Raw genomic sequence first — 24,139 nt, 5'->3', positions numbered from 1 at the left:
GGCAATATGGACGTCGTCACTTTTGACATAGTGAGTGGCCGGGATGTCAGCCATGGTGGCCTACTGCGTGACAAACCGCGGGCGCGAGTGTCGCACCTCATTCCGCGTCAGGCTAGCGAAATTCGGTAGAGAATTTGGCTGCCGCCCACCCGTAAGTACCGGCGCGACTGGGGAACCAGGTGCGGCCGCGATGTGCGTTTCGGGTCAAACGCGACCGGTCCGGCCGATCTTGCTCACCAATGTGACACGATGGGCCATGAACGGACTCATGCACCGCAGCAAACAACAGCTCTATTCGATCACTTCATCTGCGCGGGGCAAGCATCGACGGCAGCAAAGCTAGGCCGAGGGCCTTGGCGGTCCTCAAGTTTACGACGAAGTCGAACTTGGCCGGCTGCTCCACCGGAAGATTAGCGGGTTTTGCTCCACGCAAAATCCTGTCGACGTATTCGGCAGCGCGGCGATACAAATCCATAAAATTCGGCCCATAAGACATGAGGCCACCCGCTTCGACGTGCTCTCTGGCGTTGTAGATTGTTGGCAGTCGCGCTCCCATTGCTAAAGTCTGGATCCGATCGCGGTGGGTATTCACAAGCGGATCGGCAACTATATACAATGCCCCTGCACCACCTTTTAGCGCCTCGAAGGCAGACGGGATGTCCTCTGCTTGACGAATTGTGAGGATGTCGGTCTCAAGACCAAGCCTCGCCGCCGCCGCTTGCACTTCACTAAGCTCCAGTGCGGACAAGGAATTGCCAATGTTCCCAATAGCTGCCAAACGCCGAAGACTTGGAATGGCCTCGCGCAAAAGTTCTAGGCGCTTGCCGGCAAGATCGATTGCTACCGTCGAGAGGCCCGTGACGTTGCCGCCAGGTTTCGCCAAACTCGCAACCAGTTTGTTTGCAACTGGGTCTCCCGCCACCGCGAACACGATCGGAATAACCGATGTTGCCTGCATCGCCGCGATAACGTTTGCGGTCCCCGAGGTTACAATGACATCGACTCTAAGCCGAACGAAATCCGTCGCAAATTTAGCAAAGCGTTCACTGTTTCCTTCGCCCCACGCATATTCAATCGCGACTGTTCGCCCCTCGATCCATCCGAGTTCACTCAGTCGCTTCAAGAATTCAGCAAGCCGTTGGCGCTCGACCGAAGGGGTGCTCTGACCCAAGAACCCGATGGTTGGCAATCGAGGGGATTGCTGCGCGCGGCCCGTTACCGGCCGCACGGCCACCAGACCAGCAAGAGCACCAAGCAAATCCCGGCGCCTCATACCTACCTCAACCGCAGACGACGGCATCATATGACTGAGGCCAGCGTTTTGGTAGGGATGAAACCGGCTTCGCCGCGGTCCGATGTCCGAGTTGGGTCAAAAGCTGCCCTGCGCACTTCAAGAGGCCTCTCCGCTCAGCTTTCGAAAGCAGACCATGCGAGGCCAATCCCCGTGGCGCATTTCCGCGCTCAGATCGCGATGCGAACTCGCGGGAAGCAAGGAATGTGGGCACCGTCACTGGACGCTGAATACCGGATGTTGACCCGCGCGACGGTGCTCGCCAAGACAACCAGCCTCCATTCGGAGTGCTGGTGTCAACGCGCAGGCCAAAGCCGCTCGCTCAGGCGGCGCTGACAGTCTCGAGCTCAGCCGCCAGGAACTGTCTCTCAAATGCCTCGGCGGGCATCGGACGGCCGAAGAAATAGCCCTGCCCTTCCTCGCATCCCATGCTGACCAGGAAGTCGGCCGTTGCGCGGTTCTCGATGCCTTCGGCCACGACGGTGAGACCGAGCTGCTTGCTGAGGCCGATGGTCGAACCGACAATGGCAGCGTCGTCGGAATTCGACAGAAGACCGAAGACGAACGACCGGTCGATCTTGAGGCCGTCGAGCGGAAACTTCTTGAGATAGCTCAGGCTCGCATAACCGGTGCCGAAATCATCGAACAGGATCCGGACGCCGAGCTCCTGAATTCGCTTGAACATTTCAAGCACGCGGCGCTCGTCATGCAGCAGGATGTCTTCGGTGACTTCGATCTCGAGCAGCGACGGCGTCAGCCCGGTCTCTTCGAGCAGCGCTGCAACGGAATGCGCGAGGTCGCCGGACTGAAGCTGCGAGGGTGAGAGGTTGATCGCCACGCGCACGTCGTTGCCGGACAATTCCCAGGCTCGCGCCTGGCGGCAGGCGGTCTCCGTCACCCAGTTCGCGATCCGCTCCGACAGCGCAGAGGTGTTGACAACAGGCATGAATTCGGCCGGCGAGACGTAGCCGCGCACCGGATGCCGCCAGCGGATCAGCGCTTCGGCTCCGACCAGGCTGCCGTCGATCAGACGAACCTGCGGCTGGTAGAACAGCTCGAATTCGCTGCGATCGGCGGCAAGCGCCAGCTCGCCCTCCAGCCTCAAGCGGTTCTCGAGCTCCTGCCGGATCGCGGCTTCGAATACGACGTGGCCGCCGCGCCTGGTCGCCTTGGCTTTCGTCAGCGCGAGATGGCCGTTGCTCAGGAGATCATCGGCGTTGCTCCCGCCTTCAGGATAGACGGCGACGCCAACGCTGGTCTTGACCCGGTGCTGGCGCGTGCCGGTTGCGAGAGGGGCTTCGAACGCGCGCGCGATTCGCTCGGTCACCGCCGCGACCGGTTCGGTGATCTCTGCGCAATCGATCGCGATGGCAAATTCGTCGCCGCTGAGCCGGGCGACGATCGCCTTGCCACCGACTTCGCTCCGCAGCCGCTCGGCGACCGCGCGCAGCACGAGATCGCCGGCGGAGTGCCCTAGCATGTTATTGATCTCTTGGAAGCCGTCGAGCCCGAGCACGAGCAACGCGACGCTCGAAGACCGTCGCTCCGCCGCGGCGATCAGATCGGTCAGGCCCACATGCAGCATGTTCCGGTTGGCCAGCCCCGTCAGCGCGTCATGTTCGGCGAGATATCGAATGCGTTCGGCTTCACGTTTGCGCACGGAGATATCGCGCAGGATCGCACCATATTGAAAGCCGACCGTTCCCTGCCAGCCCGAAAAGCTCGCCTCGACCGGGAAGGTTTCGCCGTTCTTGCGCCGGCCTTCGAACTCGACGACGACGGCGCCGCCCGGAACCAGGAGCGCCTGGCGCGCGGCGTCGTGCATGGACGGTCTTGCACCGGCGTGTGCCGGCAAAGCGCACAGCGTTTCGAACGGGCGGCCGATGATCTCGGCCGGCATGTAGCCGAAGATCGCGCTGGCGCCGGGATTCCAGACCGTGATGCGGTGATCCTCGTCGGTGCAGACCAGCCCGTCGCCGAGCGACATCGCGATGCGATGAAAGCGGCTCTCGGCGATGCGTCCGAGCAGGCTGCGGAAGTCGATTTCGTCGAGCGCAATCGCGGTCAGGTAAGCGACGATGGCGATGTGGAACAGCGACGTATCGATGACCAGGGGCCATCTTGCCTGCACAAGGATTGCGGCCAGCTCGACCACCGCCCCGGCTGCGAGGAGGATTGCGACGCGAAGTCCTGGCGCGATACGGCGCCACGAATACAGCATCAGCAGGCAGATTGCGCCCAGTCCGACCACCATGCCGACATCGGAGGTCCAGCGCAGGGTCCGGTTCTGAAGGATCGATTCAGCGGCGAGCGCCTGGAGGACTGGCCCCGAGATGATACTGCCGTTGGGAACGCTGAAACGGTCGCCGAGCTCGAGCGCCGTGGCGCCAATGATGACCTTCTTGCCTTTCAGCTTGTCGAGCGTGGCGCTATCGCCGCGCAGCACGTCGACATAGGAGACGGCGGGAATGGAGGGTGCGCGAATGCTGAAATCGATCAGAAAGGGCGGTCGCCGATTGGCGTCCTGTCCCGCCAGCACGACGGCCATCGAAGGCATGAAGGCGTCGCCGAGCTTCTCGCCGAACGGATAGCGGCGAACCAGCCCGTCGGATTCGATTGCGACATTGACGAGAGCCGGCCACGACTGGTTGCTGAACGACTTCAGCGGCCGGTTGACGTGAGCCGGGCCGCCCCTCGGTGTCGGCTGCTTGAAAGATGGCAGGATCGTCGAACCGCCGACGTCTCGCAATGCCTTGGCGAAGGCCGCGTCGGAGGCGGGATCCGACGGCGTGCTGAAATCGACATCGAAGGCAACGTCCTGCGCGCCTGCCGCTTCCAGCCTTTGCAGCATTTCGGCATGGAGACGCCGCGGCCAGGGCCACACCCCGATCTGGTCGATCGACGGCGCATCGATACCGACCACGACGATGTCGCCGGTGGCCGCACGCGTTTGCCACTTGAATCGAAGATCGGTGAGCGCATTGCGAAGCGCAGCGTGCCAGCCCGTGGACAACACCACCGCGAGCGCGATCACGACAAGAATATGCGGCCGATAGCGTTTCACCCGAGCCTCCCCCCACACCCGCCCCGACGGACGCGTCCACCTAGAGTTCAGCGTCTGCCGTGCCCATTGCTGCCATTTCCGTGGCCGTGGCCGTTGTTGCCTCTGCCATTGCCGGTGGCGCCGTTGTCGGCATGGCTGCTGTTACCGTGACCGTTGCTGCCGCCGTTACCGCTATTGTTTGGATTGCCGCCGTTGCCGCTGTTGCCGCCGTTGCCGTTGTTATTACCCGAATTACCGTTGCCGCCGGCATTTCCGTTGTTTGCTCGCGGGGCATCGCTGGATGCGCCGGCCGTCGTTGCGGCGATCGTGGCGTTCGCGCTGGCGGCACCGCTGCTTGCCGCACCGTTGGATGCAGCCGGGCTCGTCTGGCCATCGTTCCAGATCGTCTGACTGTCGCCCCTGGCATTCGCGTTACGTGCCTGCCCCGGCGGAACGCCGCCGTGCGCAAGGCCGCGCGTCGCCTTGTGGACGTTCAGCTTGACCTCTCCCAGCGCGGCCGAAATGCGCACGGCTCCTGCCTTGGGGGCATGCCCCCCGGCCGCCTGCCCCGAGGCCTTGGGTGCGCCGGCCGCCTTGCTTCCCTTGTCGACTGGGCCGAGCGCATGGATGGCATGGCCATTGGCCGCATGGCGCGGCGCCGACAGGCCCGACTTCGGCACTGGGACACGGTCGATCGTGGGTGCACGGGGCTTGCCCTGCTCGATCGGAGTGAGCGTCCCCGCACCGCTGAGGCTGAGACCGGGCTTGCCGTGTTCGAAGACGGTGGCCGCTTGTCCGGGCATCACTTGCGCAATCTGTCCCGTCTTGAAATCGGAGACTTCGACCTGGCCGCGGAGCACGCCGACCTTGGTGCTGCCGGCACCGACCGTGACGCTGAACTGCGTTCCCTTGACCACGGCGGCGAGATAGGGCGTCTCGACCTCGAAATGCTTGACGTTGCGCTTCTCGACCTCGAGCAGGATCGAACCCGCCTGCTGGATGATGGTGGTCGACAGGCCGTCCTTCTTCTCGGCCGGCAGGCCCACCACCGAATTGGGAGAGATCAGGATCGTTTCCTCGCCGCGGACGAGGAGAACGCGCCCGTTGCGACCGGTGCGAATGGTATCGCCAGGTTTCAGCGTTCCTTCTGACGTCAACGACACCTGCTGGGCGCCGCTCGTGGCAAGCCAGACCTCGCCCGAGGATTTGCTGACCGACCACACACCGTCGTCCGCCGCGAATGCGCTGGAAGCCATTCCCAGGATCAGCGCCGCCGCCAGGGCGCGCCGCATTCCAACTCTGCCGAACATGACGATCCTCAGCCCGCGTTTACAGCCAAGCCTGAGGGGTATCCGAAATCACTCAAGATAGGATTATCGGAAAGCGGCCAGCGGAGCGGCCGGATTAACCAATCGTTGACCATAAAAACCTATGAAAAATCATGCGGCTAACGAACCCTTACCGTCCCGTGGCAGATCCTCCGTTGAACTACGGAGACAAAGTCGACGCGCGCGGTGAGACGCGGCATCGCCTTACCGCATTGGTATCGGCGGCAGTAATTTTGGCGGCAACTCCAGCGGCATTTGCTCAACAGGCGAACCAGCCGGGTTTCGACCCGCGCCAGCCCGAGAAATATTTTGATAACCAGACCGAGCAGGAATCGCTCGGTCGGCCGCCGGTTCGGTTGCCGAGCGTCGGACAGCCCACGACGGGCGGCGATACCAAGCCGCAATTCGTGCTGCGCGGCGTCAGCGTCAGCGGCGCCCATGCGGTTTCCCCTGATCGCATCGCCGCTGTCTACCAGCCTTATCTCGGCCGGAAGGTCTCGCAGGCGGATCTGGCCGCGATCGCAGGCGCCATCAGCGACCTCTACCGCGAAGCCGGCTTTCATCTGAGCCGCGCCATCGTGCCACCACAAGACATCGCCGACGGCCGTGTCCGGATTCAGATCCTGGAAGGTGCGATCGTGCAGGCCGAGTTGAAGGGCGACGGTGCCGAACAGTTCGGCGTAAGGCCGATGCTGGCGCCGGTTCTGACCGAACAGCCTTCGCGACTGGCAACGCTCGAACGCCAGCTCTTCCTGATCAATGGCAGGCCGGGCGTCCGGATCACCGACACTGCGCTGGAGGAGATCGGCGGTACGACGGGCCGCTTCCGCCTGACCATCTACTTGAAAACCTGGCACGTCTTCACCTCGTTCGGCCTCGACAATCTCGGATCCTCGTCGGTCGGTCCCTGGCAGACCTACGCCACCGGCGCGTTCAACTCCTACCTCGCGCCCGGCGATGCATTGGCGGTCAACCTGTCGACCATTGCCAACGACCCCCGCCAGCTCGGCTTCGCACGGCTGTCGTACGATGCGCCCGTCGGCGTCGACGGTGTCCGCCTGGGTGCTTCCGTGCTGTACAGCGCGGTAAGGCCGGGCGATATGCGCCGGCTCGATAGCGACATCACCACGACCCAGGCGTTCGAGCTGCGTGCCAGCATGGTCCCGTTGCAGTCGCAATCCTCCACGCTCACGCTGACCGCCGCCACGACCTTCAGCAATGTGTCCGAGCATGATCTTTACGGGCCCTGGTACAACGACCACATCAGGACGGCGAGCCTGACCGCCGACTACCGGCTGTTGGATCCTTTTGGCGGCACCAATTTTGCGACTCTGACCTACCGTCAGGGGCTCGACGTTTTTGGCGCCTCACATTTCGAGGACAATCTGTTGTCACGCGACGGAGCCTCCTCGAACTTCTCGGTCCTGAACCTCTGGTTCACGCGCTACCAGACACTCAACGATGTCTGGTCGCTCAAGCTCGCTGCCGCGAGCCAGACGGCGTCGCGCCCGCTGTTCACTTCGCAACAATTCTATCTCGGCGGCGCGGCCTTCGGCCGTGGCTATGGCGCAGCCGAGATCAGCGGCGACAACGGCCTTGCCGGCTCGCTCGAGCTGCGCTTCGACCAGAAGCTCAATTTCCGCTATTGGACCGGCTACCAGCTCTATGCCTTTGGCGACGCTGGCGCAGTCTGGAACCACGGTTATCGCCTGAGCGACGGGCTGTCGCTGACATCGGCCGGAGCCGGTGTGCGCTTCTTCCTGCCGGACGACCTCCAGGCCGATTTCGGCGTCGCCGTCCCCTTAAGCTACCGGGCGCCGGACAACGAGCGTCGCAGCCCACGCTTTCTTTTCACGCTGTCGAGCGCGTTCCGGCTCTGCCCCGAACGCGGCCGGGCGAGCTGTCTCTAGCCGCCCGGTCCTTCGGGCGGGATGTCGCATCCTGACAGCTTTTCCCCGCGGCCATCCTTCGAGACTCCCGCTTGAGGCGGGCTCCTCAGAATGAGGCCGGAGTGCGCGGCCGGAGTTTCCACGGGCACAGACGCTGATGAGCCTCATCGTGAGGAGACGCTCGACCGCTTCCTGCGTGACAGCGCCAGCAGCGCGCTCACGCCTGCGGATACGAAGAGCCCAATGATCATGAACCCGGGCGACTATTGGCCGGGACGCTTTGCGGCAGATCAAGGCGGCTCCGACACGGCACGCTAAGAAACCACATGCTGTCGGAGAGACACGTGTCGCACTATACCGGAAGTCTTGGTACGAAAAGCCTTGTTCCGAAGGGCCTGCCCGCGGCGAGGGTGCCGGCATTCATGCGGCATCTCTATCGTTCGACCCGCAGGCTGCTGCGCTCGATCGTCGCTCGCATCGATCTCTCGCAATTTCCAGGATCCTGCTGCGGATGAGCGCGGCAGCCGCAAGCGAATGCAGAAAGATTGCCCTATGCTCCGACATGTGAGACGGATTTTCCTGCTGCTTGGCCTCGTCTCTGGCTTCGGCTCGTCGTCCGCTCTCGGTGCTGATGCCGGTCACGGCGCCGAACTCGCCAGGCGCTGGTGCGCGAGCTGCCATGTCGTGGCGAACGGACAGGCTCAGGCGAGCGCCGACGTCCCTTCCTTTGCGTCAGTCGCGCGCAGGCCGGATTTCAGTGCGGAAAGGCTCGCATTCTTCCTGCTCGATCCGCACCCGAAGATGCCGAATTTTCCCCTGAGCCGAACCGAAGCCGGCGATATCGCGGCCTACATCGCATCGCTGCGTTAGATGCCTGATCGGCCGCCGAAGGCCGCGCTCGCGCAAACCGAGCGGCGCGCTTTTCCGAAGGTCATACTTCAGCAATAGTCTGAGCTTCATCCCGGATGGTCACGCCGGGCTGCACGAAGGCTGCAAATGCAAATCCCTGCCGGTGGACCGGCAGGGATCAGCAGAAAGGATGACAGACGGCGAATGAGATCATTCGGTGGCCCATCATGGACCTGCACCGGTATCGAAGCGCGGATCTTCACGTCATACAAGATCAATTTGTGGGCACGCTGTACACAGACCGAAAATCAGGACTTGCCCTTGCCGGGTTGCATGAGACTGCCGGTCATCTGACGCATGTGATCTCCGGCGCTGGTGAACTGACTGCGGAGGAAATCGGATTGGATTCGCATCGCCTCCTGGAGGTCGGTGGCATGCACCAGCTTGCGCGCATGCTCGAAGGCCGACTTCATGTTCTGCTCCGTGAAAGCCAACGCCTGCTTCGACACCTCTGTCCCCGCCCCCGGAACGGACGACATCGATTTGGTCGCCGCTTCAAAGAACATGCCGAAGGCCTTTTCGGCCTGGTCGATGGTCTTCTCGGCCAAATCACGCAGTTCGGCCGGAACTTCGATTTTCGGTTCGATCATGGTCTCACTCCTCCCTTTTTCCGTCTGAATACCACATTTGCCTGACCGCCATCCAGCCGCCAGCGCTCCGGCGAACGATGCCGGGGAGCCTGCTCTGGCAGGAAAATGGGCAGGATGGGCGCGCGGCCGGGCTCTAGGATAAGGGGTGCTCGGGAAGAGCTTCGTCGGTGGCGAGATCTTCGACCAGCTTGATCACCTCGAAGCGCTGTCGCGGCGCGAGCTTCAGGAAGGCCCGGAGCAGGCGCAGACTTTCCACGGTGCTGCCTGCAGGCACACCGAGCTTGAGATGCAGCTCAGCCGCGAAATTGAGGTTTTTCATCTCGCACCTATGACAAGCATCGGTCGTGATCCGCTCGAGAACCGAACGCCGCAACAGAACTATGGCGACGAACGTTCGGCCGAAGGGACCCGCCGGGTTGCAGGCTGAACCGCGTCCAAACGACGGCCTCCATCTGGTTGCAACTATGCCAAGCAACAACCCATCCGGCAAGCCCAACCGTGGGTATAGCGATGCTAGGTCTGCATCGCGCCACAGCGTTTCCGGATAACAGGAATATCGATCGCCGTCACCCACCTGCGTCAAGAAGCGTCATCAATCACGCGCACAGCCCCTCTTGCTGTCAATCAACACGGGGTTTCGTCGTGTTTCCGATGTCAAATGCACGTTAGCGCGCACGAATTGGCGATTCTTCAGCAAGATACACGCATTTGTTGAATCCGTCCCGGCGGTTGCATTAAGCGCGTGAAAGTCGATCTCGCGGCCGGTCCACCGTGAACCGCCGTCCTCGCGCGAGCGACCAAGCCGTTGCGGCACGGCCACGCAGACACGGGCGCCATGGCTGAAAACTCTTCGATTTGGGCGCGCCTCAGCACCAAAAGGACGACGGCATGCTTTCTCGCTGCGATCTCATCAAGGGCGCCGCAATCGCGCTTCTCACCCTCTCGACACAAGGCGCATGGGCGCAGGAGACCAAGATGAACCTGTTCAAGATCGTCACCGTCAAGGACGAAATCGTCGTCGGACTGTCGGCGCAGGAGCTTCAGGCGCTCGGCGGCAATGATGCGAGCGCCGTCGCACACGCGCTGGCACAGAAGGGCGATCTCACCGTCTGGCAATACAAAGTGCATCGTGGCCCCAACGGCGAATTACAGCAGGCACCGACAGCCAAGATCGGGCTGCTGGCCCATGCCTCGCTGCGCGTCGAGCCCTACACCACGCCTTACCAGATCGTCCCTCACCCGTAAGCAATGGGCGGGACGCCGGCGGCCGAGACCGCCGGCGCTCCGCAATCATCCACGTCGGCCCCCGCGCGCCGTTCCCGTCTCCGTCGCGAAGCCGTAGATCAGCGCCAGCCGGTCCAGGCATTCGCGGAAACGCCGCGCGAAGTAATCGTTCCAGCGTTGCGTGCGGACGGCACGACGCTGCCCAACCTGATCCATGGTCAGACCCAGCACCAGCACGTCGTGCACCAGCGCGGCGCCGTCGGTGCCGAGCTCTCGTTCGATCCTGTTGAGCCGCAGCACCGCCTGGCGCTGGCTTTCGGTGACGACCTCACGCGTGCCCGTCCCATCGACATATTCGCGCGTCGTATCCACCGCCTGCGGGCCGCGCTCCGCCCGCTCCCAATCGTTCTGGAAGGCGCGGCCGCCGCGGTACTGCGCCTCGTCGATCTGATGGTGCGCGTGCAGCCGGCCAAGCGGATCGCCGCGGACCGACCGGATCGCCAGGATCTTCTCGCCGGAACCGAGCGCGAGCGGATTGTCGACTTCCACCTCCGCGATCTCGGCGTTGAACGGCACCTCCCGCGACCGCCGGTCGTAGATCTGCGCCAATTTGTAGGACTTGTTGCGTCGGGCACGAGCCACTCGGATCTCCTTGCAAGACTGAGAGTTGAACGGAGGGCGGCACCGTCAGAGCGCCGAGACCAGCTTCAGCACGACCGGGCCTGCGGCACGGGCCGCCGACGCAGCCTCGGAACGGCGCGTCAGACGGCCATGCGGCGCGCAATAGCTCGAGCCCGGCTGGCGCGGGTGGCCGCAGAAGGTGATCTCCTCACCGTCCTTGTCGCCGCCATAGGGATAGCGGCAGTCGGCCGGCTCGAGCTCGACCAATTGGATCAGGCGCGGCTGGATGCCGACACAGCGCAACTTCACCCGCGCCGCAGGCTTCATGGCGGACTTCGGCGGCAGATTGAGGCTCGGCCACGCCACCCGGCGCGGCGAAAGCAGGCTGGGTTCACCCGGCAAGGGCGGCGCGAGCGCCGGGCTCGTCATCCATTGCGGCACGATGAGCCCGAGCCGCTTGGCGCGGCCGACCACCGCGCTGCGCGTATAAGCCGTTCCAAACCTTGCGTTTATCTGTCTTCCGATCTCCGCATAAGACATGCCTTTGTGAAAATAGTCGCGAAGCGCGTCGGAGTGCTCCGACGGCCAATGGCCCGGTTCCATGCTGCTGTCCTGTGATGCGCCTCCACCCGGGAGGCGAGACGCACATTCCGTTATTCCGAATACAGAGTCAAGCCGTATTTCTGATATTCATAATTGCATCAATTCCGAATTTCGGATTACAAGAGGCGAGACGGTGCGCAATCGAGGGAATCACCATGTTGGACGTAGCAATGATCGAGCGGGGCCTGGAGAAGACGGGCAAGAGCAAGGGCGGCCTGGCTGCGGCCATGGGCGTGCGGCCCGGCGCGGTCTCGGAGATTCTCGGCGGCGAGCGCCTGGTGAAGGCCTCGGAGATCATTCCGATCATGGAATATCTCGAGCTCAATCTCGCGCCGATCATGGGGCGCGTCGGAGCCGGCGCCGTGATCGAGCCGGACTACGAACAGGTTCCGCCGGAAGGTCTCGGCGACGTCGCGTTGCCCTTCCCGATCATGGAAGAGACGATCGCATTCGAGATCGTGGGCGATTCGATGCTGCCCAAATACGAAAGCGGCGACGTGATCGTCGTCTACAAGGACCAGCGCCACCCGCTGTCGAGCTTCTACGGCGAAGAGGCAGTGGTCCGCCTCAAGACCGGCGAGCGCTATCTGAAGACCATCGAGCGGGGCAAATCTCCCTCAGTGGTCAACCTCACGAGCTTCAATGCCAAGCCGATCGTCGGCGTCAAGCTTGACTGGGTCGGGGAGATCTGCCTGTCCATGCCCAAGGGACAGCTTGAGCGGCTGCGCGCGAAGTCGGCGCGGCCGCGCAAGAAGGGCAAATGAGGGCTGCCACTTCTGATTAAAAGAAATCACACTTGACATAGTTCCGATTTTCGGAAATAATCTGCCGCGTCCCGACCATGGGGCGCGGCAGGGTCGTTTCATGCAATACTTCGTCGTGATGATCGATTATGGACGGCGGGGCCGCGAGGCGGTCGTCGATCCCGAAATCACCCGGCGCGAGGTCATTTCCCGCCTCGCCTCGGGTGAGTATCGGAACGTCTCGTTCATCCACGAGATCGTGGAGAACTCGGTCGAAGATGTCACCGCGGCCATCCTGGCCGAGGCGGCCCTCCCACAGATCGAGCCCGAGGACGTCGATCTCCAGGCAATCCGCCTCGACCACATCCACGACCTGCGCAAGCACGAGAGGACGTGACTCAGGCCTAGAGCATGATCCAGACCTGAAGGGCCGCGTTAGCGCAAAGTGTGCAGCGGTTTTCCGAAACGATCATGATCAATCAACAGCCTAAAGCGCGATGACGTGACGATTCATCCTAATCGCATCGCGCTTTAGAGCGCGCCACCGTCCCGTTGGGCATTACACCAGGAGAACGGTCGATCCCGTGGTCTTGCGTGCCGCAAGATCGGCATGCGCCTTGGCGGCGTCCTTTAGCGGGTAGGTCTGGTGCACCTCGATCTTGACCGCGCCGGACTTGACGACGTCGAACAGCTCATTCGCCATCGCCACCAGATTTTCGTGCTTGGCGGCGTAGGTAAACAGCGTCGGACGCGTGACGTAGAGCGAGCCCTTCTGGGCGAGCAGGCCAAGATTAAGCGGCTCCACCGCGCCGGAGGACTGGCCGAACAGCGCGGCGACGCCGAGCGGGGCGAGGCAATCCAGCGATTTCAGGAACGTGTCCTTGCCGACGGAGTCGTAAACCACTGGCACTTTCTTGCCGCCGGTGATCTCGTCGACCCGCTTCACGAAATCTTCCCTTGTATAGATGATGACATGGTCGCAGCCATGCGCCTTGGCGAGCTTCGCCTTCTCGTCGTTGCTGACGGTGCCGATCACGGTCGCGCCGAGATGCTTGGCCCACTGGCTCAAGATCAGGCCGACACCGCCGGCGGCCGCATGCAGCAGGATGGTATCGCCGGCTTTCACCCGATAGGTCTGGCGGATCAGATATTGCGTGGTGAGCCCCTTGAGCATCATCGCCGCCGCCGTCTTGTCGTCGACGCCGTCGGGCAATTTCAACAGCCGGTCGGCGGGGATCAGCCGCGCCTCCGCATACGCCCCGAGCGGCGAGGCGCCATAAGCGACGCGATCGCCCGGCTTCAGATCGCTGACGCCAGGCCCGACCTCTTCGACGACGCCAGCCGCCTCGCTGCCTAGCCCGCTCGGCAGTTGCGCCGGATAGAGGCCGGAACGGTTATAGATGTCGACGAAATTGAGGCCGACCGCGGTGTGGCGGATGCGCGCCTCGCCGGGCCCAGGTTTGCCGACGCTGACCTCCTCCCAGACCAGGACTTCCGGACCGCCGGTTTTGTGAAAGCGAATGGCATGCGTCATGGGCGTGCTCCTTTATCGTTGAAATGAAAGTTCGAACACCGGATCGGCCTGTGAAATAGGCATTTGGTCCGCCCGTTACAGTATAGAAGCCGTAACAAGAATGTCACAGCGAACCACAAACAGCCGCCGTTCCGCCTCCGTTCGAAAGAGTTGATGAGGGCCCCGCGGCGACCCGCAGTAGCCTTGCGCGGGGTTTGATGGTCGCCTGCGAAGGAGAGCCGAGATGCCAGCTTACGTTCAGCATCATCAGGACGTCGAAATCGCGCCAGTGAATTGCCCTACCTGTATGGGGTTCCTGCCGATGTATGTGCGCGAGGTCGAGCCGCATTGGAGCCTAGCCAAGATCGACTTCGTCTATGAATGCGCCGATTGCGGCGCCGAGCTGAGGCAGACGATCCGCAAGCCGGAGCTGCTGCGGCACTGATCGCGCCAACAGCGAAGCGCTCAACTATTTGCGCTTAGCGGAAAAACGCCGTTCACGCGGGTCAGATGTCTCCCAAACGTGGCTTGTTCTTTGCCTGGAACGCAGGCAGAACAAGCCTCAAGCAAGACCTTTGGGAGCGCCCTTTCGTGGCTGATCAGAAGGCCTCGACCTCGATCGAGGCAGTGGAGAGCGGCCTCGCCGCGCAGGGCTACATCGCGAGCCGGCAGATCGCGACTGCCGTCTATTTGTCGCAGCAGATCGAGAAGCCGATCCTGGTCGAGGGCCCCGCGGGCGTCGGCAAGACCGAGCTCGCCAAGGCGATCGCGGCTTGGCGCGGCATGAAGATGATCCGCCTGCAATGCTATGAGGGCCTCGACGAGGCCAAGGCGCTCTACGAGTGGAAATACGCCAAGCAGCTTCTCTACACGCAGATCCTCAAGGACAAGCTCGGCGAGGTTCTCGGCGGCGCGCAGACGCTGCATGCCGCGCTCGACCAGCTCCACGATTTCGGCGACGTGTTCTTCTCCAAGGAATTCGTCGAGCCGCGGCCGCTGCTCCAGGCGCTTGAGCAGCCGGGCGGCTGCGTGCTCCTGATCGACGAGATCGACAAGTCGGACGCCGAATTCGAATCGCTGCTGCTGGAAATCCTGTCCGACTTCCAGGTCACGATCCCCGAGCTCGGAACCGTTTCGGCGATCACGCCGCCGACGGTGATCCTCACCTCCAACAGCGAGCGCGACCTCGGCGATGCCCTGAAGCGACGCTGCCTGCATCTGCATATCGGCTTTCCCGAGCAGCGGCTCGAGGAGCGCATCGTCGAAAGCCGTGTGCCCGGCATCTCGCAGACGCTGCGCCGGCAGATGGTCGGCTTCATCCACGAGATCCGCTCGCTGGATCTGAAGAAGCTGCCCTCGGTCAGCGAGACCATCGACTGGGCGCGTGTGCTGGTACTGCTCCAGGCTTCCGAACTCGATACTGAGATCGTCAAGGACACGCTCAACGTGCTCCTGAAATACGAAGCCGACATCGAGGCCGCGACGCCGCAGGTGACGACCTTCATTGCCAAGGCGGCCCGGTCCAACGTCTTCGGTTGACGCCGATGCGCGAAAATCTCCATCGCTTCTTTCGGGCGGCACGCGGGGCTGGCGTTCACGTCTCGCCGGCCGAAAGCATCGATGCGATGCGCGCCGTCGCGCAGGTCGGCATCTCCGACCGCGCCGTGCTACGCGATGCGCTGCTGCTGACGCTCGCCAAGTCGCAGGACGAGAAGCTCGCGCTCGGCGACTGCTTTGATCTGTTCTTCAGCCAGCCGGAGCCGCGACAGGAGCAGCCTGAGGCTGCCGGCGAAGACGATGCTGCGCAAGGCGAGGATCAGCCGCCCTCCGCCGGCTCGGCGAGCGAGGCGGGCGAAGGTCAGCCTTCCCAGGGCCTGGGTCCCTTGGCGCAGATGCTATTGTCGCAGGATCGCAACGCGATCGCTGCCGCGATTGCCAGCGCCTCCGGCGCGGCCTCCCTGTCCGACATCCGCTACTCCACCCAGCGCGGCATATTCTCCAGCCGCATCCTCGACGCCATGGGCCTCCAGCGCCTGCGCGACGATCTCGACCAACTGACCGCGACCAACCCGTCGCTGGCCGAGCGCCTGCGCGCCGCGCTCGATGCCTTGCGCGAAGCCGTGCGCGATACGGTCTCGCAAGGGCTCGCACTCTATGCCCGCGAGGAGGCCGAGAACCTCCGCAACGAGATCCTGCGCAACGCGCCGCTTGCCCGCATCGAGCGGCGCCAGGTCGCCGAGATGCGTGCCCTCATCCGCCAGATCGCACGCCGGCTGCGCGAGCGCTATTCCAAGCCGCGCAAGCGCCAGCGCCGCGGCCATCTCGACGTTCGCCGCACGCTCCGCCGCAACGCAGCCTGGGGCGGCGTGCCCTTCCTCACGGCATGGAAGCGCAAGCATCGCGACAGGCCGAAGATCGTCGCGCTGTGCGACGTCTCGGGCTCCGTTGCGCAAGTCTCGGACTTCTTCCTGCTGCTGATCCACTCGCTGCACGAGGTGGTCGACGACGTCCGCTCCTTCGCCTTCTCTTCGCACCTGATCGAGGTCAGCGAGATCCTGGAGACGAAGTCGCCGGAGGAGGCGATGTCCGAGATCATGTCCAAGGTCGGTTTCGGCTCGTCGGATTACGGCGCCTCGCTGGTCGATTTCGAGAAGGAGTTCATGAGCGCGCTGACGCCGCAGACCACGGTGATCGTGCTCGGCGATGCCCGCAGCAACAATCTCGACCCACGCGCCGACATTTTGCGCCGGATCTCCGAGCGTTCGAAGCGGTTGGTCTGGCTCAATCCCGAGGGGCGGCTCGCCTGGGGCTTTGGCGATTCCGAGATGCCGCGCTACGCAACCTTTTGCAGCGTCGTGCGCCAATGCGCCACCGCGCAACAGCTCGAACGCGCTGTTTCCGATATTGTGGCGACTTATCAATAAGCAATAACAGCCGCCTCCGTCAGGCGGCGTTCAGCTCGGCCTGATTGCATTCCCGAAAGTGACGCGCGATTTCGTCGAGCGCGCGCTGCTCCCATTCTTCTGCCTGCGCCAGCCAGAACGGCCGGCGCTTCGAATCGAGCGCCGCGCGCTCTCGGCAAAGGAATTCCTGCCTGCGAATTTCCACCAGCCTGTTCATGCACTCCACTCCGGCCGTGTGAAGCCATTCCCCGCAGGCCAAGGTAACAGAGTCCTCAATCTCCCGCCTCATCATTTCTGTGCATATCGCGACGCCAAATAGGACAGTGATGCTTGCCGTGCACTGCGGCAGCTCGCATCGCAACATCAAGTGCGGATCATCAATTAGTGATCGGAGAACGTGACGGTAGTCGTGCACTAACGACGTTAACTCTTGTGGCGCAACGAAGTGCCGCAATTTGTGAAGAGATGTTCTAAACAGCTGACCGAATTCCCGACTCATTGTCGTCGCATGGTCTTCATGCGGCGCCGCTAACAGGGGCACGCGAACCGGACGATCGGCTGAGGCACCATGAGCAACGATTTCGAGTTTGATCTATCGACCGACCAGTGGGAAGCGCTAAAGGCGCTTCGCAACCCGGTGTCGAACGGTCGCCTCGCGAAGGCCTATCTCGTCGAAAGCCTCGCCAAGCTCGGCCTCGTTGTCATGAATGACGGCGTGCCTGCGATAACATCCACAGGACGCAAGGTGCTGGTGCGCGGCTCATGCCGGCTGCTCGATCTCGTGGCGTGACGAGATCGCCTGCTGCCGCGTAACTGCGCCATCGCCTGAAAAATAACCTTTAGCTCTTCATCGAAATCGGATTTGCTTCTTGCGACAAGATCTGGCGCGCAACGACGCTGCGCCAGACAGGCAAGGGAGCTGATCATGAACGGGCTTGGCGGGCTGAACAAATCCCCCAACGGTGTGGTTATCGGACTTGTGCAGCTGCAGCTGCCTAGCGTGGTGAGCGCGGCCGATCTCGCCAGGCAGACCGAGCGCATCGTCTGGATGGTCGGCAAGGCCCGCCGCAATCTCTCCACCATGGATCTGGTGGTCTTCCCCGAATACTCGCTGCACGGCCTGTCGATGGACACCAATCCGGAGATCATGTGTCGGCTTGACGGACCGGAGGTTGCGGCCTTCAAGCAGGCCTGTGTCGATAACAAGATCTGGGGCTGCTTCTCCATCATGGAGTTCAACCCGCATGGCAATCCCTATAACTCGGGCCTGATCATCGACGATCACGGCGAGATCAAGCTCTACTATCGCAAACTTCATCCCTGGATTCCGGTCGAGCCGTGGGAGCCCGGCGACATCGGCATTCCCGTGATCGAGGGACCGAAGGGCGCGAAGATCGCGCTGATCATCTGCCATGACGGCATGTTCCCGGAGATGGCACGGGAATGCGCCTACAAAGGCGCGGAGATCATGATCCGCACCGCCGGCTACACCGCGCCGATCCGCGAAGCCTGGCGCTTCACCAACCAGGCCAATTCGTTTCAGAATCTGATGATCACCGCAAATGTCTGCATGTGCGGCTCGGACGGCTCGTTCGATTCCATGGGCGAAGGCATGATCATCAATTTCGACGGCACGGTCCTGGCGCATGGTACGACCGGCCGTGCCGACGAGATCATCACCGCAGAGGTCCGGCCGGATCTCGTGCGCGAAGCCCGCATCAACTGGGGCGTCGAAAACAACATCTACCAGCTCTGGCACCGCGGCTATGTCGCGGTGAAGGGCGGCGCGATGGACTGCCCCTACACCTTCATGCAGGACATGGTCGCCGGCACCTTCCGATTGCCGTGGGAAAATCAGGTTAAGGTCACCGACGGCACCTCGTGCGGCTTCCCGGCCCCGACGCGGATGTTCGGCAAGACGGCGAAGGCGGCGGAATAAGCCGGTTTCTCGGGTGAAACCGCGACAATCTGGCACCGTGGCCTGCGCGCTCGGCAACCTCGTCGGCAATTGCGTCGCAACCGTCGTGGTCGCGGCCCGGGAAGGCGATCTCGACCGGCCAAGGCGGCCAAGGTGCTGGAGGGCGGCGAGGTGGTCGACGTGACGGCGGGATAGACGTTCGGCGATCAATCGTTCCACTGGAGGAGTGGCGTGCCGTAGGCCCTCCTCCAGACCGACAGAAAGCGCGGAAACCACGAGTGGGCCACGGCACCCTTATAGGCCCAGGTGCGATACTTCAGACCTTGCTCCGAAATCAGCTCCTGATAGCCGCCGTGGAGTTCGGTCGCGGCGCGAATGTCCTTCAGGATTCCTTGCGCGCAGGCCCGATAGGTATCGCCACCCGAGAACTCATCGTAATCCAGCATGCGGTCGGCAAATTCGACGTTGAACGTCGGCCAGGAGGAACGCCCCTGATATGCGGGAGCTGCAATCTTGTGGATCATCTTGGTCCGCGGGTTGTCCGCCGAAACCAGGAAGTGGAACGTGCTCGGAATGCGAAACCGTGGCTCGGCGATGATCACATCCGTCGTGGCCGCGAACAGCGCGCGCTCGCTCGCCTCGCTCATATCCCAGAAGCCGCGATGCACGCTGACGAAATCCAATGCGACCGACGATGCCGGTGAGCTCGCCGGGCCGTCCAGGGAATGCCTGATGTAGCCGTTCTTGCCGAAGAGGCGGAGCAGATCCCTCTTGTACTGCGCAAGGTCGCGCCCGAGCAGCCGCTTCAGCTCGTTCTCGCCGACGATCCCGAGCTGCACGCCCCACACGAAGGTCGTGCAGACGCAGGCATTGGTGACGAAACGCCGGCGCTCGGCGCGGGTATCCGTCGCCGCGGAGCGCGGGCCGTTGGCGTCGCACAGCAAATATCTGGTGCCGTCAGCGTCGAAGGACTCCAGCTCGCTCGCAAGCTTCAGGATCGCGCGCTTCAGGTCTCCGCCATATTCGGCCAGCAACAAGCGGCCGGCGTGCGCGCATTGCGACATCTCAAGGTAAGACGACGCCCTCTCCTCGGCAGAGATCATCTGCTGCAGACCGGCGAGAATGCCGAGCAGCGTATCCGAGGGTCGCGAAAAATAGTTCACGCCGAGATACCGGCCGCGCCCGGCCGGTACGATGGTCGTGGTGACCACGTCGGCGCGAACGGCCTCCAGCAGCAGGCGCACGCTCTTCTCGAGCAGACGGACCCGTCGCACGGCGTCCTGCGCATCCATGATGGTTTCAGGATCGAGAACGTCGGGATAGAACCAGGCGAAGTCGCGGGGGTAATAGGCCGAGGCGTGCGGTGCGCCGGTGACGAGGAAGGCCTCGGTCACCGAAAAGGCGCTGTCCATCGAGTGCCGATAGAGGTCCTCGATCGCCGACAACGAATGATGCGATTGTCTCAGGAATCGATCACCGAGGAAATTGACCGCCTGAAGGGCGTTGGCGACGAAGGTCGCAGCCATCCCCTGATAGAACCGGTTTTCACGATGTGATGGAAAAGAGATGTCGCTGTTCATGTCCGTCAATCGGCTGATTGTCTCGTGACCCTCGTGATGATGGCCGCCACTTTAAACATGACTGATTCGTATCTCTACCCGGTGACTTGCGGGTTCGTGACGCTCGCCTAGGCCTTACGCGGCCCGAAATTCTCGATCACCCGCAGCAGCACACGCGCGCCGGCGTCGGCATCGGCGAGCGCGACATCCTCGTCCGGGTGATGGCTGATGCCGCCGCGGCAGCGGACGAAGATCATGCCGACATCGGCAATGTCGATCATCGCCATGCCGTCGTGCCCTGCCCCGCTCGGCAGCTCGAACACGGAGAAGCCTTCGGCTTCGATCGCTTGCGCGATCTGCTGCTTGAGCCAGGGCGCGCAGGGCGCGGTGCGGTTCTCGTGGGTAACGTCGAGCTGAAGCGCCAGCTGTCGCCGCTTGGCGATCGCCTCGATCTGGCGGACGACATCGGCCACCGCGCGCTTGCGATGCATGTCGGTCGGTGCGCGCATGTCGATGGTGAAGGATACCTCACCCGGAATGACGTTGGTCGCGCCGGGCCTCGCCTGGATGTAGCCCACGGTGCCGACGAGGTCGCCCTCGTCGGTGCGGCAAAATTGCTCGATCGCATTGATGCATTCGGCCGCGCCGGCGAGCGCATCTCGGCGCAGCGCCATCGGCACGGTGCCGGCGTGACCGGCCATACCCGAGAGCCGGGCCGCAAGGCGCGTGGCCCCGGCAATGGCGGTGACGACGCCCACGGGCAGGTTCTGCGCTTCCAGCACCGGCCCCTGCTCGATGTGCAATTCGAGATAGGCAAGCAGCTCGCGCCGCGCGCGCGCGGCCGCACCGATATGGTCGGGATCGAGGCCGAACTGCACGAGCGCCTCGCGCATCGACACGCCGTCGCGGTCGCGCGTATTCAGCACGCTCTCATCGAAGGTGCCGGCCACCGCACGGCTGCCGAGCAAGGTCGAAGCGAACCGCACCCCCTCCTCGTCGGCAAAGCCGATCACCTCGATCGCAAATGGCAGGCGCTTGCCGCGGCGGTTGAGATCGGCGACGCAAGAGATCGCCGTGATCACACCCAGCGGTCCATCCCATTTGCCGGCATCGCGCACGGTGTCGTAATGCGAGCCGAGCATCAGGCAGGGCATGTCCGGCCGGTCGCCTTCGTACCGTCCGCAGACATTGCCGATGGCATCGAGATGGGCGCTCATGCCGGCCTCGCGCATCCACCCCATGATGAGGTCCGCGGCCTTGCGCAGCTCCTTGCTGAGGAAGATGCGGGTGAGCTTCTCGGGCTCTTCCGAGATCGCGCCGAGCTCGTTGATCCGGCGAACGATCTCATTGCCGAGCGATGCATCGTGAACGGTACCAGCGCCCATCTCGGCGAGCTTTCCATCTTCTGAGGACACGGAGGTCCTGACGACAATCGATACAAGTTCGGTGCCAGCGGAAATCCTCCGGCCCCGTCCCAGTCAGCGCGTGGTTAGCATGAATGCGCCTTGCCGGCCGACCGTCCGACGCGGGTCATGCACATGCGCGGGCAGGTTCTGGCTGCTCAACTCCTCTGCATACAATACCTCTATATTGCCCATAAATTAGCCTGCCACTTTCCTCGCCAAGTTCAGAACAAACATTATTCCATGTTTATTTCAATGGCTTATAACTAACTGCACGCTTCATAGTCTCTGGCACGAAGCTTGCGACGCCTGATCCCGGCTCCGCCAAGCCGGCGCAGCCGTGAGATCAAGGCGGGGCATCCGCCAAGGGGAGCGAGCAATGGATTCTGGCAGGATTTCACGACGTCATGTGTTGCAGGGCGGCGCGGCCCTCACCCTCGGCGCGGCAGCGGGCCTCCACCCGGCTTTCGCGGCCGAGACCACCATCGGCTTCATCTATGTCGGCTCGCGCGACGACTACGGCTACAACCAGGCGCACGCGCAGGGCGCGGCGGCGCTGAAGAAGATTCCCGGCCTCAAGGTGGTCGAGGAGGAGAAGGTGCCGGAGACCGATGCGGTCGAGAAGACGATCGAGTCCATGATCAATCTCGATGGCGCCACCCTGCTCTTCCCGACCTCGTTCGGGTACTACAATCCGCACATGATCAAGATGGCCAACAAGTACCCGAAGCTCCGCTTCGAGCATTGCGGCGGCCTCTGGAGCGAGAAGGACCCCAAGAACGCCGGCAGCTATTTCGGCTATATCGACGAGGCTCAGTACATCTCCGGCATCGTCGCCAGCCTGACATCGAAGAGCAGCAAGCTCGGCTTTGTCGCGGCCAAGCCGATCCCTCAAGTGCTGCGCAACATCAACGCCTTCACGCTTGGCGCCAAGTCCGTCAATCCAAAGGCCACCACGCAGGTGATCTTCACCGGCGACTGGTCGATGCCGGTCAAGGAGGCCGAAGCCACCAACAGCCTGATCGATCAGGGGGTGGACGTGCTCACCTGCCACGTCGATGGGCCCAAGACCATGGTCGAGAACGCGGCGCGGCGCGGCGCCTTCGTCTGCGGCTATCACACCAACCAGTCGGCGTTGGCACCCAAGGCCTATCTCACCGGCGCGGAGTGGAACTGGGAAGCGCTCTATCCGAAGTTCGTCAAGATGATCGCCTCCGGCGAAGGCATCCCGAATTTCTACCGCGGCGGCCTGAAGGAAGAGATCGTCAAGACCTCGCCCTATGGCGAAGCGGTCTCGGCCGAAGCGCGCAAGGCGGCCGACGCGGCCAAGGCAAAATTCCTGTCGGCAGAAGGCTTCGCCATCTTCAAGGGTGGGCTGGTCGACAACAAGGGCAAGACGGTGATCCCTGCCGGTACCGACCGCGGCCAGAAGGATCCTGAACTGGAGAAGATGGACTACCTGGTCGAGGGCGTGCTCGGAGCCACTTCGTGACGACCGAAGCGGCGGATTCCACGGATGCGGTCGGGACAGTCGCCCCGGCCGCCGATCCCGGTTTCCTCCAGCGTCACGGCGGCACGATCGAATATGTCCTGATCCCGGGCGCGGCGCTGGTCGGCGCGCTCGCGGTGTTCGGCATCTTCGTCGCGATGTTCGGCAAGAATCCGCTCGATCTCTATTTCTACATGTATTACGGCGCGTTCGGCACCTGGTTCTCCTGGCAGAACACGCTGACGCGCGCAGCGCCCCTGATCCTCACCGCACTCTGTACCGCGCTGCCGGCGCAGCTCGGCATGGTCATCATCGGTGGCGAAGGCGCGCTGTTGATCGGCGCATTGTCCGCAACCAGCGCCGCACTCGCGCTTCAAGGCATGCCGCCGCTCGTGGTGCAGGTCGCCATGGTCTGCGCCGGCGTGATCGGCGGCGGGCTGTGGATCATGCTCGCGGGTGGCTTGCGGCAATATCGCGGCGTCAACGAGACCATCTCGAGCCTGCTGCTCGTCTACATCGCGCTCGCGATCCTCAACCATCTCGTCGAGGGGCTGATGCGCGATCCTGCCAGCCTCAACAAGCCGTCGACCCGCGAGATCGGCGCCGCCAACATGATCGGCTCCATTCCCGGCACCGACGTGCATTGGGGCCTCGTGTTCGGCCTGATCGCCGCGATCGCCTCTTACATCCTGATCTATCACACCGTGTTCGGCTTCGCCGCGCGCGTGGCGGGCGGCAACATCCGTGCTGCGAAGATCGTCGGTCTCGGCGTCGACAAGCTGATCCTGACCGTCTGCTTCCTTGCCGGCGGCGCCGCTGGCCTCGCCGGCATGGTCGAGGTCGCCGCCGTGCAGGGACGCACCAACGCCAACCTCGCCGCCGGCTACGGCTTCACCGGCATTCTCGTCGCCTTTCTGGCGCGGCAGAATCCGCTCGCCATCATTCCCGTCGCGATCCTGCTCGGCGGCATCAGCGCCAGCGGCGGCCTGCTGCAACGCCGCCTGGGGCTGCCCGATGCGTCCGTGCTGGTGCTGCAGGGCATCATCTTCGTCTTCGTTCTCGCCAGCGATGCGCTCTACGGCCGCATCGGATTCCTGAAGGGAAAATCCTGAG

The 24,139-nt window shown here is 63.1% G+C and carries 24 protein-coding genes and 1 pseudogene; 13 read left to right on the top strand and 12 right to left on the bottom strand.

What is annotated here, in order from left to right; genetic code table 11:
- Positions 1 to 304: 304 nt before the first annotated feature.
- The 3 genes from I6F28_RS31080 to I6F28_RS31070 all read right to left on the bottom strand — a co-directional run bounded on the left by I6F28_RS31080 (position 305) and on the right by I6F28_RS31070 (position 5,644).
- The gene (locus tag I6F28_RS31080) at positions 305 to 1,273 is read right to left on the bottom strand and encodes an ABC transporter substrate-binding protein (protein WP_225142705.1); all 969 of its coding nucleotides are present in this window, start codon (positions 1,271 to 1,273) and stop codon (positions 305 to 307) included.
- A gap of 340 nt (positions 1,274 to 1,613) precedes the next feature.
- Positions 1,614 to 4,355, bottom strand: a complete 2,742-nt coding sequence (locus tag I6F28_RS31075; protein WP_225142703.1) for an EAL domain-containing protein — start codon at positions 4,353 to 4,355, stop codon at positions 1,614 to 1,616.
- A gap of 47 nt (positions 4,356 to 4,402) precedes the next feature.
- Entirely contained in the window at positions 4,403 to 5,644 is a 1,242-nt protein-coding gene (locus tag I6F28_RS31070) for a FecR family protein (protein WP_225142702.1), read from the bottom strand.
- A gap of 131 nt (positions 5,645 to 5,775) precedes the next feature.
- Between I6F28_RS31070 and I6F28_RS31065 the strand changes: the two genes are divergently transcribed.
- Entirely contained in the window at positions 5,776 to 7,572 is a 1,797-nt protein-coding gene (locus I6F28_RS31065) for a ShlB/FhaC/HecB family hemolysin secretion/activation protein (RefSeq protein ID WP_225142699.1), read from the top strand.
- Positions 7,573 to 7,715: 143 nt separating this feature from the next.
- Here the strand turns inward: I6F28_RS31065 and I6F28_RS37920 are convergent, their stop codons facing one another.
- Positions 7,716 to 7,802 carry a hypothetical protein gene (locus I6F28_RS37920; protein WP_368736791.1) on the bottom strand — a complete coding sequence of 29 codons (87 nt, stop codon included), beginning with the start codon at positions 7,800 to 7,802 and terminating at the stop codon, positions 7,716 to 7,718.
- Positions 7,803 to 8,103: 301 nt separating this feature from the next.
- Here I6F28_RS37920 and I6F28_RS31060 point away from each other — a divergent pair, with 301 nt between their 5' ends.
- Positions 8,104 to 8,421, top strand: coding sequence for a c-type cytochrome (locus I6F28_RS31060; RefSeq protein WP_036007678.1), 318 nt, complete (start codon positions 8,104 to 8,106; stop codon positions 8,419 to 8,421).
- 287 nt (positions 8,422 to 8,708) lie between these two features.
- On the opposite strand, the gene I6F28_RS31055 is transcribed toward I6F28_RS31060, so the two are convergent.
- The gene (locus tag I6F28_RS31055) at positions 8,709 to 9,050 is read right to left on the bottom strand and encodes a phasin (protein WP_036007681.1); all 342 of its coding nucleotides are present in this window, start codon (positions 9,048 to 9,050) and stop codon (positions 8,709 to 8,711) included.
- A gap of 133 nt (positions 9,051 to 9,183) precedes the next feature.
- Positions 9,184 to 9,369, bottom strand: a complete 186-nt coding sequence (locus tag I6F28_RS31050) for a hypothetical protein (protein WP_036007684.1) — start codon at positions 9,367 to 9,369, stop codon at positions 9,184 to 9,186.
- Between the two features lie 569 nt (positions 9,370 to 9,938).
- On the opposite strand from I6F28_RS31050, the gene I6F28_RS31045 reads away from it, so the two are divergent.
- The gene (locus tag I6F28_RS31045; protein ID WP_225142697.1) at positions 9,939 to 10,295 is read left to right on the top strand and encodes a hypothetical protein; all 357 of its coding nucleotides are present in this window, start codon (positions 9,939 to 9,941) and stop codon (positions 10,293 to 10,295) included.
- Positions 10,296 to 10,340: 45 nt separating this feature from the next.
- Here the strand turns inward: I6F28_RS31045 and I6F28_RS31040 are convergent, their stop codons facing one another.
- Together I6F28_RS31040 and I6F28_RS31035 are read right to left on the bottom strand one after the other, a co-directional pair.
- Positions 10,341 to 10,916, bottom strand: a complete 576-nt coding sequence (locus I6F28_RS31040) for a hypothetical protein (protein ID WP_225142695.1) — start codon at positions 10,914 to 10,916, stop codon at positions 10,341 to 10,343.
- A gap of 45 nt (positions 10,917 to 10,961) precedes the next feature.
- Positions 10,962 to 11,498: a GcrA family cell cycle regulator gene (locus I6F28_RS31035; protein WP_157283862.1), complete on the bottom strand. Its 537-nt coding sequence runs from the start codon at positions 11,496 to 11,498 to the stop codon at positions 10,962 to 10,964.
- A gap of 155 nt (positions 11,499 to 11,653) precedes the next feature.
- On the opposite strand from I6F28_RS31035, the gene I6F28_RS31030 reads away from it, so the two are divergent.
- Together I6F28_RS31030 and I6F28_RS31025 are read left to right on the top strand one after the other, a co-directional pair.
- The gene (locus I6F28_RS31030) at positions 11,654 to 12,262 is read left to right on the top strand and encodes a S24 family peptidase (protein ID WP_036045323.1); all 609 of its coding nucleotides are present in this window, start codon (positions 11,654 to 11,656) and stop codon (positions 12,260 to 12,262) included.
- A gap of 100 nt (positions 12,263 to 12,362) precedes the next feature.
- Positions 12,363 to 12,638 (top strand): hypothetical protein, encoded by a 276-nt coding sequence (locus tag I6F28_RS31025; RefSeq protein WP_036007697.1) that lies wholly within the window; start codon positions 12,363 to 12,365, stop codon positions 12,636 to 12,638.
- A gap of 162 nt (positions 12,639 to 12,800) precedes the next feature.
- Here I6F28_RS31025 and I6F28_RS31020 read toward each other — a convergent pair whose 3' ends face one another.
- Positions 12,801 to 13,775 (bottom strand): quinone oxidoreductase family protein, encoded by a 975-nt coding sequence (locus tag I6F28_RS31020; RefSeq protein ID WP_225142693.1) that lies wholly within the window; start codon positions 13,773 to 13,775, stop codon positions 12,801 to 12,803.
- 223 nt (positions 13,776 to 13,998) lie between these two features.
- Here I6F28_RS31020 and I6F28_RS31015 point away from each other — a divergent pair, with 223 nt between their 5' ends.
- The 3 genes from I6F28_RS31015 to I6F28_RS31005 all read left to right on the top strand — a co-directional run bounded on the left by I6F28_RS31015 (position 13,999) and on the right by I6F28_RS31005 (position 16,678).
- Positions 13,999 to 14,199, top strand: a complete 201-nt coding sequence (locus I6F28_RS31015; RefSeq protein ID WP_036007702.1) for a hypothetical protein — start codon at positions 13,999 to 14,001, stop codon at positions 14,197 to 14,199.
- A gap of 146 nt (positions 14,200 to 14,345) precedes the next feature.
- A complete protein-coding gene (locus I6F28_RS31010; protein WP_036007771.1) occupies positions 14,346 to 15,293 on the top strand; it encodes an AAA family ATPase in 948 nt (315 codons plus the stop codon).
- A 5-nt stretch (positions 15,294 to 15,298) separates the two neighbouring features.
- Positions 15,299 to 16,678 (top strand): vWA domain-containing protein, encoded by a 1,380-nt coding sequence (locus tag I6F28_RS31005; protein WP_036007773.1) that lies wholly within the window; start codon positions 15,299 to 15,301, stop codon positions 16,676 to 16,678.
- 19 nt (positions 16,679 to 16,697) lie between these two features.
- Here the strand turns inward: I6F28_RS31005 and I6F28_RS31000 are convergent, their stop codons facing one another.
- Positions 16,698 to 16,874, bottom strand: coding sequence for a hypothetical protein (locus I6F28_RS31000; protein ID WP_167361687.1), 177 nt, complete (start codon positions 16,872 to 16,874; stop codon positions 16,698 to 16,700).
- 351 nt (positions 16,875 to 17,225) lie between these two features.
- On the opposite strand from I6F28_RS31000, the gene I6F28_RS30995 reads away from it, so the two are divergent.
- From I6F28_RS30995 to I6F28_RS30985, 3 genes and pseudogenes are all read left to right on the top strand, one after another.
- Positions 17,226 to 17,447 carry a hypothetical protein gene (locus tag I6F28_RS30995; RefSeq protein ID WP_036007707.1) on the top strand — a complete coding sequence of 74 codons (222 nt, stop codon included), beginning with the start codon at positions 17,226 to 17,228 and terminating at the stop codon, positions 17,445 to 17,447.
- A gap of 135 nt (positions 17,448 to 17,582) precedes the next feature.
- Positions 17,583 to 18,596, top strand: coding sequence for a formamidase (locus I6F28_RS30990; RefSeq protein ID WP_225142692.1), 1,014 nt, complete (start codon positions 17,583 to 17,585; stop codon positions 18,594 to 18,596).
- Between the two features lie 37 nt (positions 18,597 to 18,633).
- Positions 18,634 to 18,770: pseudogene (locus I6F28_RS30985) on the top strand (C4-dicarboxylate transporter DctA); the annotation flags it as partial.
- Positions 18,771 to 18,781: 11 nt separating this feature from the next.
- Here I6F28_RS30985 and I6F28_RS30980 read toward each other — a convergent pair.
- Entirely contained in the window at positions 18,782 to 20,155 is a 1,374-nt protein-coding gene (locus tag I6F28_RS30980) for a hypothetical protein (RefSeq protein ID WP_225142690.1), read from the bottom strand.
- A 107-nt stretch (positions 20,156 to 20,262) separates the two neighbouring features.
- Complete coding sequence (locus tag I6F28_RS30975) at positions 20,263 to 21,519, bottom strand: allantoate amidohydrolase (RefSeq protein WP_225142713.1); 1,257 nt, start codon at positions 21,517 to 21,519, stop codon at positions 20,263 to 20,265.
- A 397-nt stretch (positions 21,520 to 21,916) separates the two neighbouring features.
- Here I6F28_RS30975 and I6F28_RS30970 point away from each other — a divergent pair, with 397 nt between their 5' ends.
- Together I6F28_RS30970 and I6F28_RS30965 are read left to right on the top strand one after the other, a co-directional pair.
- The gene (locus I6F28_RS30970) at positions 21,917 to 23,029 is read left to right on the top strand and encodes a BMP family ABC transporter substrate-binding protein (protein WP_225142688.1); all 1,113 of its coding nucleotides are present in this window, start codon (positions 21,917 to 21,919) and stop codon (positions 23,027 to 23,029) included.
- Positions 23,026 to 24,138, top strand: coding sequence for an ABC transporter permease (locus I6F28_RS30965; RefSeq protein WP_225142687.1), 1,113 nt, complete (start codon positions 23,026 to 23,028; stop codon positions 24,136 to 24,138). Before I6F28_RS30970 ends, I6F28_RS30965 begins: the two co-directional genes overlap by 4 nt.
- Position 24,139: the final 1 nt, after the last annotated feature.

The organism is Bradyrhizobium sp. NBAIM14, from assembly GCF_020193895.1.
GTDB classification, from domain to species: Bacteria; Pseudomonadota; Alphaproteobacteria; order Rhizobiales; family Xanthobacteraceae; genus Bradyrhizobium; species Bradyrhizobium yuanmingense.
Note: the sequence above shows the minus strand (reverse complement) of the source record. Positions and strands in the feature narration are given on the sequence as shown.

What these genes read in the sequence shown, in the direction of transcription:
- I6F28_RS31080 (WP_225142705.1), bottom strand. Translation starts at nt 1,273, where the DNA reads ATGAGGCGCCGGGATTTGCTTGGTGCTCTTGCTGGTCTGGTGGCCGTG.
- I6F28_RS31070 (WP_225142702.1), bottom strand. Translation starts at nt 5,644, where the DNA reads ATGTTCGGCAGAGTTGGAATGCGGCGCGCCCTGGCGGCGGCGCTGATC.
- I6F28_RS31065 (WP_225142699.1), top strand. Translation starts at nt 5,776, where the DNA reads ATGCGGCTAACGAACCCTTACCGTCCCGTGGCAGATCCTCCGTTGAAC.
- I6F28_RS37920 (WP_368736791.1), bottom strand. Translation starts at nt 7,802, where the DNA reads ATGATCATTGGGCTCTTCGTATCCGCAGGCGTGAGCGCGCTGCTGGCG.
- I6F28_RS31060 (WP_036007678.1), top strand. Translation starts at nt 8,104, where the DNA reads ATGCTCCGACATGTGAGACGGATTTTCCTGCTGCTTGGCCTCGTCTCT.
- I6F28_RS31055 (WP_036007681.1), bottom strand. Translation starts at nt 9,050, where the DNA reads ATGATCGAACCGAAAATCGAAGTTCCGGCCGAACTGCGTGATTTGGCC.
- I6F28_RS31050 (WP_036007684.1), bottom strand. Translation starts at nt 9,369, where the DNA reads ATGAAAAACCTCAATTTCGCGGCTGAGCTGCATCTCAAGCTCGGTGTG.
- I6F28_RS31045 (WP_225142697.1), top strand. Translation starts at nt 9,939, where the DNA reads ATGCTTTCTCGCTGCGATCTCATCAAGGGCGCCGCAATCGCGCTTCTC.
- I6F28_RS31035 (WP_157283862.1), bottom strand. Translation starts at nt 11,498, where the DNA reads ATGGAACCGGGCCATTGGCCGTCGGAGCACTCCGACGCGCTTCGCGAC.
- I6F28_RS31030 (WP_036045323.1), top strand. Translation starts at nt 11,654, where the DNA reads ATGTTGGACGTAGCAATGATCGAGCGGGGCCTGGAGAAGACGGGCAAG.
- I6F28_RS31025 (WP_036007697.1), top strand. Translation starts at nt 12,363, where the DNA reads ATGCAATACTTCGTCGTGATGATCGATTATGGACGGCGGGGCCGCGAG.
- I6F28_RS31020 (WP_225142693.1), bottom strand. Translation starts at nt 13,775, where the DNA reads ATGACGCATGCCATTCGCTTTCACAAAACCGGCGGTCCGGAAGTCCTG.
- I6F28_RS31015 (WP_036007702.1), top strand. Translation starts at nt 13,999, where the DNA reads ATGCCAGCTTACGTTCAGCATCATCAGGACGTCGAAATCGCGCCAGTG.
- I6F28_RS31005 (WP_036007773.1), top strand. Translation starts at nt 15,299, where the DNA reads ATGCGCGAAAATCTCCATCGCTTCTTTCGGGCGGCACGCGGGGCTGGC.
- I6F28_RS31000 (WP_167361687.1), bottom strand. Translation starts at nt 16,874, where the DNA reads ATGAACAGGCTGGTGGAAATTCGCAGGCAGGAATTCCTTTGCCGAGAG.
- I6F28_RS30995 (WP_036007707.1), top strand. Translation starts at nt 17,226, where the DNA reads ATGAGCAACGATTTCGAGTTTGATCTATCGACCGACCAGTGGGAAGCG.
- I6F28_RS30990 (WP_225142692.1), top strand. Translation starts at nt 17,583, where the DNA reads ATGAACGGGCTTGGCGGGCTGAACAAATCCCCCAACGGTGTGGTTATC.
- I6F28_RS30980 (WP_225142690.1), bottom strand. Translation starts at nt 20,155, where the DNA reads ATGAACAGCGACATCTCTTTTCCATCACATCGTGAAAACCGGTTCTAT.
- I6F28_RS30975 (WP_225142713.1), bottom strand. Translation starts at nt 21,519, where the DNA reads ATGGGCGCTGGTACCGTTCACGATGCATCGCTCGGCAATGAGATCGTT.
- I6F28_RS30970 (WP_225142688.1), top strand. Translation starts at nt 21,917, where the DNA reads ATGGATTCTGGCAGGATTTCACGACGTCATGTGTTGCAGGGCGGCGCG.